The following is a 15,628-nucleotide window of genomic DNA, read 5'->3' as shown; positions in this document are numbered from 1 at the left end:
ATACGGGTAACTTGCATATTACACCTCCTGTGTGGTGGTCGGCGCTGTATTCATTTGCGCAGCGTCATTATTGTTCATCATATCGTTAGCCATGCTGCCCATCATCATCACTGGTGCATCCACTTTACGTACCGACGCTGGCATTGATGGGTGAATAATACTCACCTGCCCAACTGGGTAACCGATACAACCTTCTGCTAAATAACCAACAATCTGTACTGGCAAGGTGATTTGTTGCTTATCGATTTCAATCGCTAAATAATCACCGGCAGCAATATTCCAGTCCTTAGCATCATCCATACCGATACGCCATGCGGCAACTGGTAGTTGCTCTGCAACGATTGGGCTACGTGACGCCATCATTGAGCTGGCATAAATATTATAGATAGGTATTAGTTTTGCTTGTCCTTGCTGCAAATCAGTCGTGTTTGCAGACATGGCTTCTGGCGCAACATATTGACGAGTGGCCAAACGCTCTAGCTGATCAAACATGCGCACGCCTGGATCACCATTTTTTAGATGACCACCGACTTTGTCTTGGTATTTATTCCACGCTTGCGGTGAGTTCCAACCTGCCGCATTGGCAAAAGGAATCATCGAGCTTGGGGTTTCTTTACCGCTATAACCTTCCATTGAGAAAGTTAAACCTGTGTCTAAGTCTTTTGGCTGCATCGGCTCATGTACTGAGATCGGTGCACGCATGGCAGTACGACCTGAGTAACGACGCGGCTGCCGTGCGATTTTAAGACCCGTCATACGGTAATCGGCATCAGGAGCAGCATTTTTAATACCAGCAAGCTTAGGATGTGTGGCAATCAATGCCTTTATGACATCATCTAGCTGTGTCCAATCGACATCGCGACCTTCTATGCTGCTATGCACAGCATGTAACCAGCGCCAGCCTTCTTTAATGCTGCTCATGGGATGATAATATTCATTATCGTAAACTTGGAAGAAACGCTGAGCACGGCCTTCAGCAGAGATTAGCGTACCATCCGCCTCAGCAAAGCTTGCCGCAGGTAACACGATATCGACGTCTTTATGCCAATCAAGCAGCTGGTGATCTAAGGCAATAACGGTCTTATCGGCTAATAGCTGTGTTAGTTTATTGGCATCAATTGCATCGGTCAGCTGATTTTCAGCAACAATTACCACATCGAAATCAGTGGCCAACAGCTCTTCTACAGATTGTCCGCCGAGCATGCAAACACCCATACTATTGGCATCGGTAACCGTTAAGTAGATACCAGCTTGTCCATGATAGCGGTTGTTCACTTCTTTTAATTCAAGTTTTTCAGCAGGTGCGCGTTCGACATCATCCTGTACTTCTGTATTCACCCCAGTTTCAGGCTTGTTTGGTTTGGCTGACAACTCTTGATCTTCTTCAGGCTGATCGGTTTGTGCTTGTTGTTCTGCTGCACGCACTTTGGCATTATGCGTTTCAACTTGCTGCTGCTCGGTCGCTTTAATCGCTGCACGTTTTTGTGTCAGTGCTTGAGTAATCTGTGCAGCTGCTTCTATCAATGCGGTAGAAGACAAGCTGCTACCCGAAACAACTAATGGCTTATCAGCTTGAATCAAATCATAGGCAATTTGTTGAGCTAGCGCCTGCATACCATCAGTATCAGCACTGGCACCAGTATTTTTTTCAGCCGCTTGTGGATCTGCTATTTCTGCTAAATCATCGGCGAAGCTCGCAATCTCATCAGCCACTTTAAAGCCAAGTTTAGTGATGTCTTCAGGTGTCGCCACCACACTCACTTTACTGATGTCTTCTAGCTTGGTTTGCGTCACATCGATGACATAGACTGGGCTTAGCGCATCTTGAGCAATACGTTTAACTGGTTCTGCAAGCCAAGGTTGCGTTTGCAACGCCGCTGCCATTTTTAGGCCTTCGTTTTTTGCCGCTTGGCGTACTGACAGCGCAACACGTGATGAAGTTTGGGTGATATCTTCACCCAACACTAACACTGCATCATGCGTTTCGATATCAGTCATGCTAGGGTTATAGATACCCTCAGTGCTAAGCACTTCGATACATTTATTAACCAACGCTTGCTGTTGATGATTCAGACCTGTTGAAAATTTATCAAATCCAACGAGATTTTTTAGCGCAAAGTTGGTCTCTAAACTGGCACGTGGTGAGCCGATACCGATGACTTTTTTATCTTTGATACGCTTGATGGTTTCATCGAGTGCGTAGTCAATATTGATTTTGACGTGCTTATCATTGATACGCTCGAGCGCTTGGGTTGGACGATCGTCACGATTGACATAGCCATAACCGAAGCGACCACGGTCACATAAGAAGTAACGGTTTACTTCACCGTTGTAGCGATTTTCGATACGGCGCAATTCACCATAGCGCTCACCTGGTGAGATGTTACAACCAGCTGAGCAACCATGACAGATGCTTGGCGCATACTGCATATCCCATTTGCGGTTATAACGTTCAGAATGGGTTTTATCGGTAAACACACCCGTTGGGCAAACTTCCGTTAAGTTGCCTGAAAATTCGCTTTCAAACTGACCATCTTTATCGCGACCAAAATACACACGGTTGTTTGAGCCATAAACGCCTAAGTCTTCGCCGCCCGCATAGTCTTTATAGAAACGTACGCAACGATAGCAAGCGATACAGCGGTTCATCTCATGCGCAATAAATGGACCAAGCTCTTGATTGTGATGGGTGCGTTTGGTGAAGCGATAGCGACGACGGCTATGACCTGACATATAGGTCATGTCTTGCAAATGACAATGTCCGCCCTCTTCACATGTCGGGCAATCATGCGGATGGTTGGTCATGAGTAACTCAACCATCGACTTACGAAATGCTTTGGCTTCATCATCAGTAACCGAGATATACATGTCATCGCCAGGAGCGACCATACATGACATTACTAGGCGACCGCGACCTGCTTCCATATCTTCTTTATTTTGGAATTGCTTGACCGCGCACTGACGGCACGAGCCTACTGAGCCAAGGGCTGGATGATAACAAAAATACGGCACATCAATGCCGAGTGATAAGCAGGCTTGTAGCAAGTTATCTGCGCTATCTATTTCGACAGTGGTTCCATCAATATGTATGACTGCCATGCCGCTCTCCTTATTTCACTACTGGCTGTTGGTTGGCTGCAGCATCAATGACGTCTACACCAACCGCCTGCGCGATTTTCTGATCAAACTCTGGACGGAAATATTTAATCGCACTCATTAGTGGTTCCATCGCACCTGGGGCATGCGCACAGAATGTTTTACCAATCCATAAGTCACGCGTCAGGCCTTCTAGTTTTTCTACATCGCCCACTTGACCTTCACCATCATTGATGGCGGTAAGCAATTTAACGCCCCAAGGTAGACCATCACGGCATGGTGTACACCAACCGCATGACTCGCGCTGAAAGAAAATTTCAAGATTGCGAACGAGTGGCACCATGTCTTGTTCTTCATCTACCACCATAATCAAACCAGTACCCATACGGCTACCCGCTTTTTGAATGGGGTCAAAATCTACCACCACATCTAAATGCTCAGTGGTTAAAAAGTCAGTCGATGCGCCCCCCGGCAGCCAAGCCTTAAGCGTTTTACCATCTTTCATACCACCCGCTAAATCTTCAATGATTTCGCGTGCCGTATAACCAAATGGCAATTCCCACAGGCCTGGATCGTTAACTAGACCTGAGCAACCAAACAGCTTGGTGCCCGGTGTTTGGCTTTTGCCTTTGATTTCAGATAACGACTGATACCATTCGACGCCATGGTTTAGGATGGCTGGCATATTACACAAAGTCTCAACGTTATTGACAACCGTTGGACGACCCCATGCACCAGAGATTTGTGGAAACGGCGGTTTTGTACGTGGGTTAGCACGGCGACCTTCTAGACAGTTAATCAGTGCCGTTTCTTCACCGCATATATAGCGCCCAGCGCCAGTATGCACGTGCAAATTAAAGCTAAAATCTGAGCCTAAAATATTCTCGCCCATTAAATTATTAGCCAAACACTCTTCGATGGCTGTCACCAAACGCTCAGCGGCTAAGATGTACTCACCGCGAATAAAGATATAACCGTCAGTTGCACCGATCGCATGAGCCGTAATCAACATACCTTCGATAAGCTGAAACGGTAGGCGCTCCATCAATAAACGGTCTTTAAAAGTGCCCGGCTCCATTTCATCCGCATTGCAAATGAGATAACGCGGTAAACCATCAGGCGGTGACATAAATGTCCATTTCAAACCAGCATTAAAACCTGCACCGCCGCGACCTCTGACGTTAGCCGCTTTAATCATATCACCGACTGCTTTAGGCGATTGACTCAAAGCTTGCTTTAAGCCATCAAAGCCTTTCAACGATTTATAAGTTGATAGATCAAGAATCGCATCATGATGCGCCAAACGCCAAGTCAAAGGCTTGGTTTCGCTAGTGGCAGTGGCTTTATCACCATAAATTGGAACACGCTGTGCATTTAGCTGGCTTGGCGCTTGGCCTTGACCGCGACGAGCAATCTGCTCTGAAAGTGTTAAACTCATGCGTATAGCTCCAATAATTGCGCGACCTCTGAGGGCTGGACAGGGCCGTAAGTATCTTCATCAATCAACACTGCTGGCCCCTTGTCACAATTACCTAAGCAGCAAATTGGCAATAGCGTAAAACGACCATCAGCAGTTGTCTGACCATACTCAATACCCAGCTGCAATCTAATTTCAGCCGATAACGCCTCATAACCCGTTAGGTAACAAGCCACAGAGTCACAGATGAGAATCACGTGACGACCGACAGGCTGACGATAAATACGGTTAAAGAAAGTCGCAACCCCATCCATATCTGACATCGGAATGTCTAGGATATTGGCAATGGCATTCGCTTGCGCGTCATCAACCCAGCCGTTGCGCTTTTGCACGATTTTGAGTGCATCTAGCGAGGCGGCACGTGCTTGCGGATAGTGATGCATAAACTCATGAATGGCAGCAATTTCCTCAGTGGTGAGGATGCTCTCTACATCTACTTTTGGCATTTTGTCGGAAACAATTTTCATAATCTTCTGTCTTTCCTCACTCATCCTGCTCTATCACAAGCCAATATCAGTCTAATTACCACTGTGGTTATATTGACAAGTGACAGCATTTTGGTGTGCCATCAGGCAATAATATATTGATGAACAAATACTTTTGAGGCAGCGGTCTTAACGATCACAATCCGCCATCACAATATCAATCGACGCTAGATACATAATGGCATCAGAAACTAGCGAGCCGTTAATGACCGATGGCATCTGTTGTAAATGTGCAAATGTCGGTGTACGTATACGGGTACGATAGCTCATTGTGGCTTTGTCTGAAGTGATGTAATAACTGTTCAGACCTTTGGTCGCCTCGACGATCGTCGTACATTCGCCTGCTGGCATCACAGGACCCCAAGATACTGAGATAAAGTGGTTAATAAGCGTTTCGATATCATTCAATGTACGGTCTTTCGGCGGTGGTACGGCTAGTGGATGATCCGCTTTGTAAGGGCCTTGTGGCATATTGTCCATACATTGACGGATGATACGCAATGATTGACGCATCTCTTCGACTTTGACCATACAGCGATCATACGCATCACCGTTGTAACCAACCGGTACTTCAAAGTCGTAATTCTCATAGCCCATATACGGACGTGCTTTACGTAAATCAAAGTCCACACCCGTCGCACGCAAGCCTGCACCGGTCACGCCCCAAGCCAATGCTTGCTTAGCATTATACTGGGCAACGCCTTGGGTACGGCCTTTGAGCACACTGTTTTGCAATGCCGCTTTGACATATTCGTCCAAGCGTTTTGGCATCCAATCCAAGAATTCACGAACCAAACGCTGCCAGCCGCGTGGCAAATCAGCAGCTGTACCGCCAATACGGAACCAAGCGGGATGCATACGATAGCCCGTCACGGCTTCGATGACGTCATAGGCTTTTTGGCGATCGGTAAACATATAGAATACAGGGGTCATACCGCCCGCATCCTGAATAAAAGTACCGACAAATAGTAAGTTGTTGGTAATACGGAAAAACTCACTCATCATCACACGGATGGTCTCAGCGCGCGGTGGAATCGTAATACCCGCCAGCTTTTCGACCGACATGATGTACGGCAGCTCATTCATTACACCGCCAAGGTAATCAATACGGTCGGTATAAGGAATAAATGAGTGCCATGTTTGACGCTCCGCCATTTTTTCGGCGCCGCGATGGTGATAGCCAATATCAGGGATACAATCGACGACTTCTTCACCATCAAGCTGTAATACCAAACGGAACGCACCATGAGCAGAGGGGTGGTTAGGACCGATGTTCAAGAACATAAAGTCTTCATCACGACCTGAGCGTTTCATGCCCCACTCTTCTGGGACAAAACGCAGATTCTCTTGCTCATATTGCTGCTTTGCCGTATTCAAAAAGTATGGGGTAAATTCAGTCGCCCGCGCGTGATACTCTTTACGCAGTGGATGACCTTCCCAATATTTTGGTAATAAAATACGCGTTAAATGCGGATGACCACTAAAGACAATACCGAACATATCCCACACTTCGCGCTCATACCAGTTAGCATTTGGCCAAATCTGGGTAGCGCTCGGTACATTAAGATCGTCTTCGCTTAGCGCGACCTTGATACGTACATCGCTATTGCGCTCAAGCGACATCAAATGATAAAACACTGTAAAATCGCTATCAGGCAAACCTTGGCGATGTTGGCGTAAGCGCTCATCTATCGCTGACAAGTCAAATAGCATGACATAAGGTCTTGGCAATTTACGCAGGTATAAGAGAATATCGAGTAAATCAGCACGCGCCACCCAAACCGTTGGAATTTCATCCACAGTGTGCTGCACGACAAACTTACCGGCATACTTCTGCTCCAGCTCAGTGATAACCGCTGGAACAGGCTTAATCTTAGGATCTATGTTTTCGACTACCGTGACCATGAATGATGTATTCCTTCATTAATCATAACTGAACTATATCAACCATAACCGAGCTATATTAATCATAACCGAACTATGATAAGCGCATAAAATATTGAGGTTGTTACTGTAAGTCTAAATACTGTCTAGAATTTAAATACTATCTGGGCTACGCAAGTTTTTGACAGCAATACGATCTGCTTGCTTACGGTCACGCTCAGGCGTCATTTGTGGCTGATAGATACCCTGCTCATTGACATGAATACCCAGCGGGCGACGCTCTTTGGTAATAGACTCTTGCAGCAGCATCAAGCCTTGAATCAAAGCTTCTGGGCGCGGCGGACAACCTGGCACATAGACATCGACTGGAATAATTTTATCCACGCCTTGTACCACTGAGTATATGTCATACATACCGCCCGAGTTGGCACAAGCACCCATCGAGATAACCCATTTTGGCTCGAGCATTTGCTCATAAAGGCGCTGAATAACCGGTGCCATTTTGACAAAGCAAGTACCAGCAACGATCATCACATCTGCCTGACGGGGCGAGGCGCGAATCACTTCCGCACCAAAACGTGATAAATCATGAACCGCGGTTAAGGTGGTGGCATATTCGACATAACAGCAAGACGTACCAAAGTTAAATGGCCAGAGTGAGTGCTTGCGCCCCCAGTTTGCTGTTGAATGGACAAGGTCTTCGAGACGACCCATAAAGACGTTTTTATTAACTTCATCTTCGATAGGATCATTGACCGTTTGACTGGTCTGTGCAGGATAGACATCTGCATCAGGGTTGGCTTTTGTTAATGTGTATTTCATAACATACAACCTTTATATTAGGTGCAGCGCAGCAATCATCTTGCTTCCGCTATCACCTTAACTTCTATTATTAATAGGTGACCATTTTGCAGTAACGTGCTACAAGACAGTCAAAAGCGATTAGCGTTTGACTGTGTCTTGCTGTGCAGACGCGGCGAAATCCATGGAAGTCACATTACCAGTAGTATTAATATGATCGATATTTTGCAAGTGGCGACGGTTGGTCTCGATATTGTTCGAAACGTTAATCTGACCTGAAGACTGTGCTGGTATCTTGCCAGTTGGATCGACCATCAACTCATCGACGCCATCAAACTGCGTGATATCTGCCAAATTAAAACCTGCCGGCGCAGCATGTAGACGTGGTTGTTTGCGGCGCTTGTCCGCTGGTGCCCAATTCATCGCTCCCAGACTAAGCTCGTATACCAAGCCTATAATCAAGATGGTGATAAATATCGCGGCAGCGGCAAAGCCAAGCCAGCCTGCTTCACGTACTGAAACGGCATAGGCGTACAAATACAGCGCTTCTAAATCAAAGATAACGAAGAAAATTGCCACCAAATAGAATTTGGCAGACAAACGAATACGGGCGTTGCCAGCTCCGACAACACCCGCTTCAAATACTTCTTCTTTTTGTGAGCCCTGAGAGCGACCGCCAAGCAAACGCGGCACAACCAGCATAAAGACAACTAGCCCAATGGCGGCTAAGATAAAAGCAATGGCTGACCAATTAAAAGCAGACATGATAATACGTGCTCCTCACCCAATCGAGTGTCAAGCGCAGCGCGCATACACACAAACTCTAGAGTGGTAATGGCGACCGGCATAACGCAGACGAAAACACAAAGTAACTACCATTGGGTTATCTAATAACTCAATGACTATATAGATACTGTGCTGGTAATAACCAATTATCAAGCTTATTGACGACGATGTCAGACAGGACCAACTATAGAGACTCCGGTATATAACGGAGAAAGGCTGGTCGCCTAACGCATCCTTTAACAACGTAAGATCAACGTATTAAATCAATATCATATTCGACTGTTTATTTAATTGATTTAATAGCTCATTACACGTAGTCAACAATGACGAGACAACTGGCATAAATTATTTACGTACTATACGCATATCAGTGCCTAAAAGCTAGTTTTTAACTGTATTGAACGGTCACTTTATAGGTAAAAAAAACATGTTTTTTTTACCATGAATTATGATATAGACGTTACCTTATATTAAGTCCAAATCCATATTTTTGAGTAGACGCTAGTATATATAGTATAAGTCACGAAAATTTAACGCTTTTTTACTGAGTGCTCATCTTTGAACTCCTCCCCAAAGTGACGGTTTTTGCTTTATAATAACCCCCCTAATTACATGCTGGTATCAGCGGCTATTTTAATGACGGTGCACATGATTAATTGTCACAAAATATTAACAGTTATGAGCGTGATTAGCGGATGGTTTGATTAACCCTGTCGACGCCATGTTTTGATATCGAGATGATGCAACCAGCCATAATGCTATGTTGCCGTCTTGCGCTATCGATTTGCCTCATACGTGCAGTTTTTATCTTACTTAGCAACTCTTGATATCAACACCAGCCTTTTTTGCTTTCTTTTTGCTTTTGTCTTACAGGTCACCTTATGAGTCAACTTAATCCCAAACAACAAGAAGCGATGCTCTACGTATCCGGTCCATTGCTCGTGCTAGCAGGTGCCGGCTCCGGTAAGACGTCGGTGATTACCCGCAAGATTGCCTATCTGATTGAAGAATGCAACATGCCAGCTGAGCGTATCACCGCGGTGACCTTTACCAATAAAGCCGCCCGTGAAATGAAAGCCCGTGTCAGCAAATTACTGCCAAGCGAGAAGACACGCGGTCTAACCGTATCGACCTTTCACCAATTTGGGCTACAGTTTTTGCGTTATGAGCTGATTCATACGCCGCTCAAAGGTAACTTCTCCATCATGGACAGCGACGACAGTAAGCGTTTGCTGATGGAGCTGATGATGCGTGACAACTTAAGCGGCGCTGAAAGTCGTGAACTGGTCGGCAAAGCCATTAAAATGATTTCTGACTGGAAAAACGATCTGATTGAACCAGATAAGGCAATGGAGACCTTAGACGATCCAGAAGACATGATTTTTGCGACCCTCTATGCCTTATATGAACGCAATTTGCGGGCCTATAACGCCGTTGATTTCGATGATTTGATTGTCCTTCCGACCAAGATATTACGTGAAAACAGAGAGCTGCGCGATAAATGGCAAAACCGTATTCGTTACTTGCTCGTCGATGAATATCAAGATACCAACACCGCCCAGTATGAAATGATTAAATACTTAGTCGGACCGCAAGGGCGTTTTACTGTCGTTGGCGATGACGACCAATCTATCTATGCGTGGCGCGGTGCTAAGCCTGAAAACATGGCACTGCTCAAAGAAGATTTTCCAAAATTAAAAATCGTCATGCTTGAGCAAAACTATCGCTCGACCACGCGTATTTTGACCTCTGCCAACGCTGTTATTACCAATAACGAGCATTTATTTGAAAAAAAACTCTGGTCAGATAAAGGTCAAGGCGAAAAAATACGCATTATTAACTGTCGTAATGACGATGATGAATCCGAGCGCGTGGCAAAAGAAATCGTCACGCATAAGCTGCGTTTTGGTAATGAGTGGGAGCAATATGCGGTTCTATATCGCAGTAACTTTCAGGCACGCATGCTAGAGGCGCAATTACGTCAACTGCAAGTTCCTTATAAGTTATCGGGCGGTCAGTCGTTCTTTGCGCGTAGTGAAATCAAAGACATCATGGGCTATCTGCGTTTGATTCTTAACCCTGAAGACGACAGTGCATTTTTACGTATTATCAATACGCCTAAGCGTGGAATGGGGCCAGCAACCCTTGAAAAGCTTGGTTTATTTTCACAAGAGCATAGTATCTCGCTACTCGCTTCTTGTACCCACGCAGGTCTAGCACATGTTTTGCCGTCGAAGGCCTATGGTACGATAAAGGAGTTTGGTGAGTTTATTGAACATTATACGCGTGAGCTAGATCAGCATCCTGACCCTGTACCTATCGTGCGTCAAATGATCGATGAGACGGGTTATATCGACTTTGTGCGTAGCGACTCCAAAACCCCGCAACAAGAAAAAAACCGTATCGATAATATTGATATGCTCTACACTAGTATTCAATCGCTGATTAATCGCGCCGAAGAAGACGAAGACCGCACCATTGATACCATCATTCGTAAACTTGTGTTACTGGATATGCTCGAGCAACAACAAGAAGAAGAAAACACCAACAAGGTTAACTTGATGACCTTACATGCGGCAAAAGGTTTGGAGTTTGATTTTGTGTATATCATGGGGCTTGAGGAAGAAATGCTACCGCACCGCAACTCTATCCTGAGTGAGACGGTTGAAGAAGAACGGCGCTTGATGTATGTAGGTATTACTCGCGCTCGTCGTGAGCTGACATTGACACTAGCGACTCAGCGCCGTGCGGGCGGTCAGATGCGTGTCACTTCTGAGTCAAGATTTTTAGATGAGTTACCAGAAGACCATATCGACTGGCCAGCCAAGGCGAAAAAGAAAAAAGCCAGCAAAGACCCTGAAAAAGTCGCTGATGAATACTTGGCTAATATTCGCGCTTTATTGGGTAATCGTTAAATTTAGGCTCAATGCTTGAGAGCATCACCAGTTTGCGACATGAGAACTTAGCATTTATGCGACATGCTAATGTTTGTTATTATTTATAAAAACTTTGGAACCTTTATGCCTACCCCTATGCCTGATCAGGAACGACCATCTACGCTACAGGGAGATTATAATCCGGCAGAGTCTAGCGGTGAATATAAGCTTCTGTACTTGCAAAGTTTGGTTGCTGAAAAGGCATACAAGGCGATTACTGAGTTTTTAGAAAAGCAGTCAAAATATGAGATTGCTAGCCTATTAGAATCATTTCCAAGCCAAAATCGCTTCTTGATTTGGGCACAAGTGCCAGAAAGTATCAAAGGCGAAGTGCTGGCGGAATTAGATTTTGATACACGCCAGCCGCTGTTAGAAAATGTCTCTTCAAAAGAGATTTCTTTATTTACCCAAGACCTTGATGCGCAAGATATATCTGAGATTTTAGATACCGTTACCGAAAGTGTGCGTACCTCGGTGATGGCAACCTTAGATGAAGATATTCGAGTGCAGGTCAATAAGCTGGATACCTATGCCGACTGGGAAGTCGGTAGCTATATGGATCCTGACCTTATTCAGATCAGGGATGATATCACCCTTGCAGAGGTGCAGAACTGGCTACGAGAAAATGACGACCTACTCGATGATCAGAGCCAAGAGCTGCTGGTCGTCGATCAAAGCCAACAGCTACTTGGGCTACTCAGTCTGGTCGACTTGATTAAACATGACCAAAGCACCTTGGTATCAGAATTGATTGATACCGCCATTACCATTAATGATCGCTTAGACATTCAAGATGCCGCTGCCATTTTTCGCTCAGAGGACATTCGTTTTGCCCCCGTTATCAATAGCCATGGTGAGTTGGTCGGTCAGTTAAATGGCGAGGACATCATGGAAATCATCCAAGATGATGTCGATAGCACCATGAAAAACTTGGCGGGTGTCAGTCAAGATGAGGAACTGTTTGCGCCCATCCTAACCAGTGCCAAAAGCCGTAGTATTTGGCTAGGCATTAACTTGTGTACCGCATTATTGGCTGCCGCTGTGATTGGTCAGTTCGAGGAAGTGTTGGCACAAGTGGTGGCACTGGCAATATTGATGCCTGTGGTCGCTAGTATGGGTGGTATTGCAGGCTCGCAAACATTGACTGTCGTTATTCGCGGTATGGCGATGGGTCAAATCGGTGGTTCTAACCGGTTATGGTTATTAAATAAAGAGCTGTGGGTCGGCGCGATAAACGGTATCATATGGGCGATAATTATAGCGATTATTGCCCAACTGTGGTTTCATGACATTAAAATTAGCGCCGTCATTGGTTTTGCCATTGCCATTAACATGACGGCTGCCAACGTTGCGGGCATTAGTATTCCACTGCTCCTAAAACGTATGGATATTGTCCCTGCCCTATCCGCCTCGGTTATTCTAACCACCGTGACGGATATTGTCGGCTTTATGTCATTCTTGGGTTTGGCGAGTGTATTGATACTCTAATTGAATGCTGTGTTACTGAATAAATACCCTGTTAAAATATAAAAGCGCTATTTTATGTAAAAACCGGGGCATGTCCTGATTGCAAAAATGGTGATAAAAATGAGATAAGCTGCCGTCAAATGAGGCCATAGCGCAGATAATATTGAAATATTAACCCGTTATTTGACGCAGTTTGGCAAAATTTAGCCCATTTAAGTGATTATCGATTGAATTGAAGACATACCCCGAATTACCTTAATTTATAAAACCATTAAATCGTTAAGTGAGTGCGTTATGCAAGCTGTACAAGTTAAAGTGTTAAACCCGAAAATTACTGAAGATAAAGCGTTCTCGTTACCGACACGCGCCACTGATGGCAGCGCTGGTATCGACTTGCGCGCTTGTATTGATGAGCCATTGACGATTAAAGCAGGTGCCACGCATTTAATTGGCACTGGTCTCGCAGTTTATATTCAAGACCCTAATTATGCAGGGATGATTTTACCGCGTTCAGGTCTTGGTCATAAGCACGGTATCGTCTTGGGTAATTTGGTCGGCTTGATTGATGCTGACTATCAAGGTGAGCTGATGGTCAGTATTTGGAATCGTAGTAATGAGGATTTTGTGTTGAATCCTGCGGAACGTATGGCACAATATGTAGTCGTACCCGTTGCCCGCCCTGAGTTTGAAGTGGTCTCAGAATTTAGTGATACCAGTGCACGCGGTGCGGGCGGCTTTGGACATTCAGGCCGCCAGTAATTAGTCGTCACTATTAACTTGCCATTTTAATTGTACTTTAGTCATCACAAAACCACGATCACGTGAATCACGCCATAAGGAGAGTAAGCGATGCCGTCTTTTGCTGCGCAGCAATGCTTATTTCGTGCTTATGATATTCGTGGTTCACGCCAGCATTTCACCACTGACTTTATTCTAGCATTAGGCAAGGCATTTGCTCATCTTTATAGTGCCACAGATTTCGACTCAACAGCGGCTCCTGCCAATGCTTGCCTGCCGAAGCCAAGCATTAATCTTGAAAAAATCATCATTGTGCTTGGTTATGACGTGCGTCTCGGTAGTGATATTATCGCTCAGAGATTGGCTGATATATTGACTGAATACGGCTTACAGGTTATCCAGCTGGGGCTAATTACTACACCTATGATGGTTTTTTGGGCAGAACAATATTCTGGTCATGGCATTATCGTCACCGCCAGCCATTCGGCTAAAGACATTTTAGGTATCAAATGGTTGGTCAACCATCAATCCCCGAGTCATGCAGAGATTCAGTTGCTTTGGCAAAAAACACGGGCTAACTATGCCTGTGATCTTAGTGACTCTCAAGCACGGGTTGATGCTCAAAATACGCTGACAAACACCATTGATAAGCCTATTTGTAGTCAGCAATTCAATTTATCTGATACACGAGTCGCGACGACTTATATTGAGGCTATTGCTCAAGTTTTTAAGCAAATCCATCCCTGTAATAAACAACACTCCAAAGATAATCAGCCACCATCTAACACCCTTAATGCAGTAGTCGTCATAGACTGCATGCATGGGGCGACCAGTAATATTGCCCAGCGTTTATTTGAGAATTTTTGCCAGCAGGTCATCATGCTCAATGACACCGCAGATAGCAGTTTTCCCTCTGGCAATCCTGATCCCACTGAACCACACCGTCTTAAACAATTACAGCGAAGTGTGCTTCAGCATCAAGCAGACATAGGCCTCGCTTTTGATGGAGATGGCGATCGCTTAATGATTGTCGATAATAGCGGTAAGGTTGTCACGCCCGATCACTTGCTATACTTATTAGCACAAGTGGCGCTGACCGAACATCCTAAAACGCTATGTTCTAAAAGCTCAGTCAATTCACAACCGCCCTCTCAAATCCTTTTTGATATTAAATGCTCCCATCATCTGCCGAAGCTCTTGTCTAATCTTGGCGCAACACCCGTGCTCAGCAAAACGGGCAGCAGTTTTATGCGCCGACAGATGCAGCAGTCTGCTGGTCAAATTGTCTTTGCGGGTGAATTATCAGGGCACTTTATATTTAATGACAGCCGCTTTATTATTTATGATGACGCCATGTACGCCGCATTACGACTGTTGCATTGGTTAGTCACCGCTCATGGCGTTCAAGGTAAAAGAGCACTGACAGATATGACTCAAAACCTGCCTGCTATGGTGAGTACTGCTGACCATTACTTGCCGATGCCTAAAACCCTTAAAAAAGACGATGCTATCATCGAGCAGCTGACCCAATTTTGTCAGTATTTACGCCAACTCGTGGAAGCGACCGTAGCAGAAGACTCTGGTGATCATTGGATAGCGACTCGTCAACCATCACCTTGCCGTTGTTCTACGAGCTGGCAATATATGACATCCAAGCAAGCCAACTGCTTATTGCCAGTGGGGACGAAGCTGAGCTGTATTGATGGCGTGCGTTTGGATTTCGCCCATGGTTTTGGGGTGCTCCGCCAATCAAATACCAGTCACAATCTTACCGCACGCTTTGCTGGTGATAGCATAGAAGACCTAAGAGATATCCAAGCAAAATTTGCCGCTTTATGTCGCCCATTTGATAAAAAACTGGCAGAACAAATTGTCGCTATTCCTGCCGAATAGTTGTCATTAAAGTAGTTGCTGTCAAAATAGTTGCTGTCAAATAAAATGTGACTTTTCAATACCAC

General features: G+C 45.2%; 10 protein-coding genes. 4 read left to right on the top strand and 6 right to left on the bottom strand.

The genetic code is table 11. The annotated features are described in order from the left end of the window. Nucleotides 1-18 precede the first annotated feature (18 nt). From nuoG to ndhC, 6 genes are all read right to left on the bottom strand, one after another. On the bottom strand, nucleotides 19-3,099 hold the full coding sequence (gene nuoG / locus JMX93_RS08775; protein WP_499204470.1) for an NADH-quinone oxidoreductase subunit NuoG: 3,081 nt from the start codon (nucleotides 3,097-3,099) through the stop codon (nucleotides 19-21). A gap of 10 nt (nucleotides 3,100-3,109) precedes the next feature. Then, a complete protein-coding gene (gene nuoF / locus JMX93_RS08770; protein WP_193012321.1) occupies nucleotides 3,110-4,534 on the bottom strand; it encodes an NADH-quinone oxidoreductase subunit NuoF in 1,425 nt (474 codons plus the stop codon). Further along, nucleotides 4,531-5,040 carry an NADH-quinone oxidoreductase subunit NuoE gene (gene nuoE / locus JMX93_RS08765; RefSeq protein WP_198332985.1) on the bottom strand — a complete coding sequence of 170 codons (510 nt, stop codon included), beginning with the start codon at nucleotides 5,038-5,040 and terminating at the stop codon, nucleotides 4,531-4,533. The genes nuoF and nuoE overlap by 4 nt, the downstream gene beginning before the upstream one ends. Nucleotides 5,041-5,187: 147 nt before the next feature. Then, nucleotides 5,188-6,963 carry an NADH-quinone oxidoreductase subunit C/D gene (gene nuoC / locus JMX93_RS08760; protein ID WP_193012323.1) on the bottom strand — a complete coding sequence of 592 codons (1,776 nt, stop codon included), beginning with the start codon at nucleotides 6,961-6,963 and terminating at the stop codon, nucleotides 5,188-5,190. A gap of 132 nt (nucleotides 6,964-7,095) precedes the next feature. Next, nucleotides 7,096-7,764, bottom strand: a complete 669-nt coding sequence (locus tag JMX93_RS08755; protein ID WP_062844008.1) for a NuoB/complex I 20 kDa subunit family protein — start codon at nucleotides 7,762-7,764, stop codon at nucleotides 7,096-7,098. Between the two features lie 120 nt (nucleotides 7,765-7,884). Continuing rightward, nucleotides 7,885-8,508 (bottom strand): NADH-quinone oxidoreductase subunit A, encoded by a 624-nt coding sequence (ndhC, locus tag JMX93_RS08750; protein WP_499204469.1) that lies wholly within the window; start codon nucleotides 8,506-8,508, stop codon nucleotides 7,885-7,887. 902 nt (nucleotides 8,509-9,410) lie between these two features. On the opposite strand from ndhC, the gene JMX93_RS08745 reads away from it, so the two are divergent. The 4 genes from JMX93_RS08745 to JMX93_RS08730 all read left to right on the top strand — a co-directional run bounded on the left by JMX93_RS08745 (nucleotide 9,411) and on the right by JMX93_RS08730 (nucleotide 15,563). Beyond that, on the top strand, nucleotides 9,411-11,444 hold the full coding sequence (locus JMX93_RS08745) for a UvrD-helicase domain-containing protein (protein ID WP_193012325.1): 2,034 nt from the start codon (nucleotides 9,411-9,413) through the stop codon (nucleotides 11,442-11,444). 105 nt (nucleotides 11,445-11,549) lie between these two features. Further along, complete coding sequence (gene mgtE / locus JMX93_RS08740; protein ID WP_499204468.1) at nucleotides 11,550-12,953, top strand: magnesium transporter; 1,404 nt, start codon at nucleotides 11,550-11,552, stop codon at nucleotides 12,951-12,953. A 273-nt stretch (nucleotides 12,954-13,226) separates the two neighbouring features. Further along, nucleotides 13,227-13,691 (top strand): dUTP diphosphatase, encoded by a 465-nt coding sequence (gene dut / locus JMX93_RS08735; RefSeq protein WP_193012327.1) that lies wholly within the window; start codon nucleotides 13,227-13,229, stop codon nucleotides 13,689-13,691. Nucleotides 13,692-13,781: 90 nt separating this feature from the next. Continuing rightward, on the top strand, nucleotides 13,782-15,563 hold the full coding sequence (locus JMX93_RS08730) for a phosphohexomutase domain-containing protein (RefSeq protein WP_499204467.1): 1,782 nt from the start codon (nucleotides 13,782-13,784) through the stop codon (nucleotides 15,561-15,563). Nucleotides 15,564-15,628 lie beyond the last annotated feature (65 nt).

This window comes from Psychrobacter muriicola 2pS, assembly GCF_904846535.1.
Lineage (GTDB): Bacteria > Pseudomonadota > Gammaproteobacteria > Pseudomonadales > Moraxellaceae > Psychrobacter > Psychrobacter aquimaris.
Note: the sequence above shows the minus strand (reverse complement) of the source record. Positions and strands in the feature narration are given on the sequence as shown.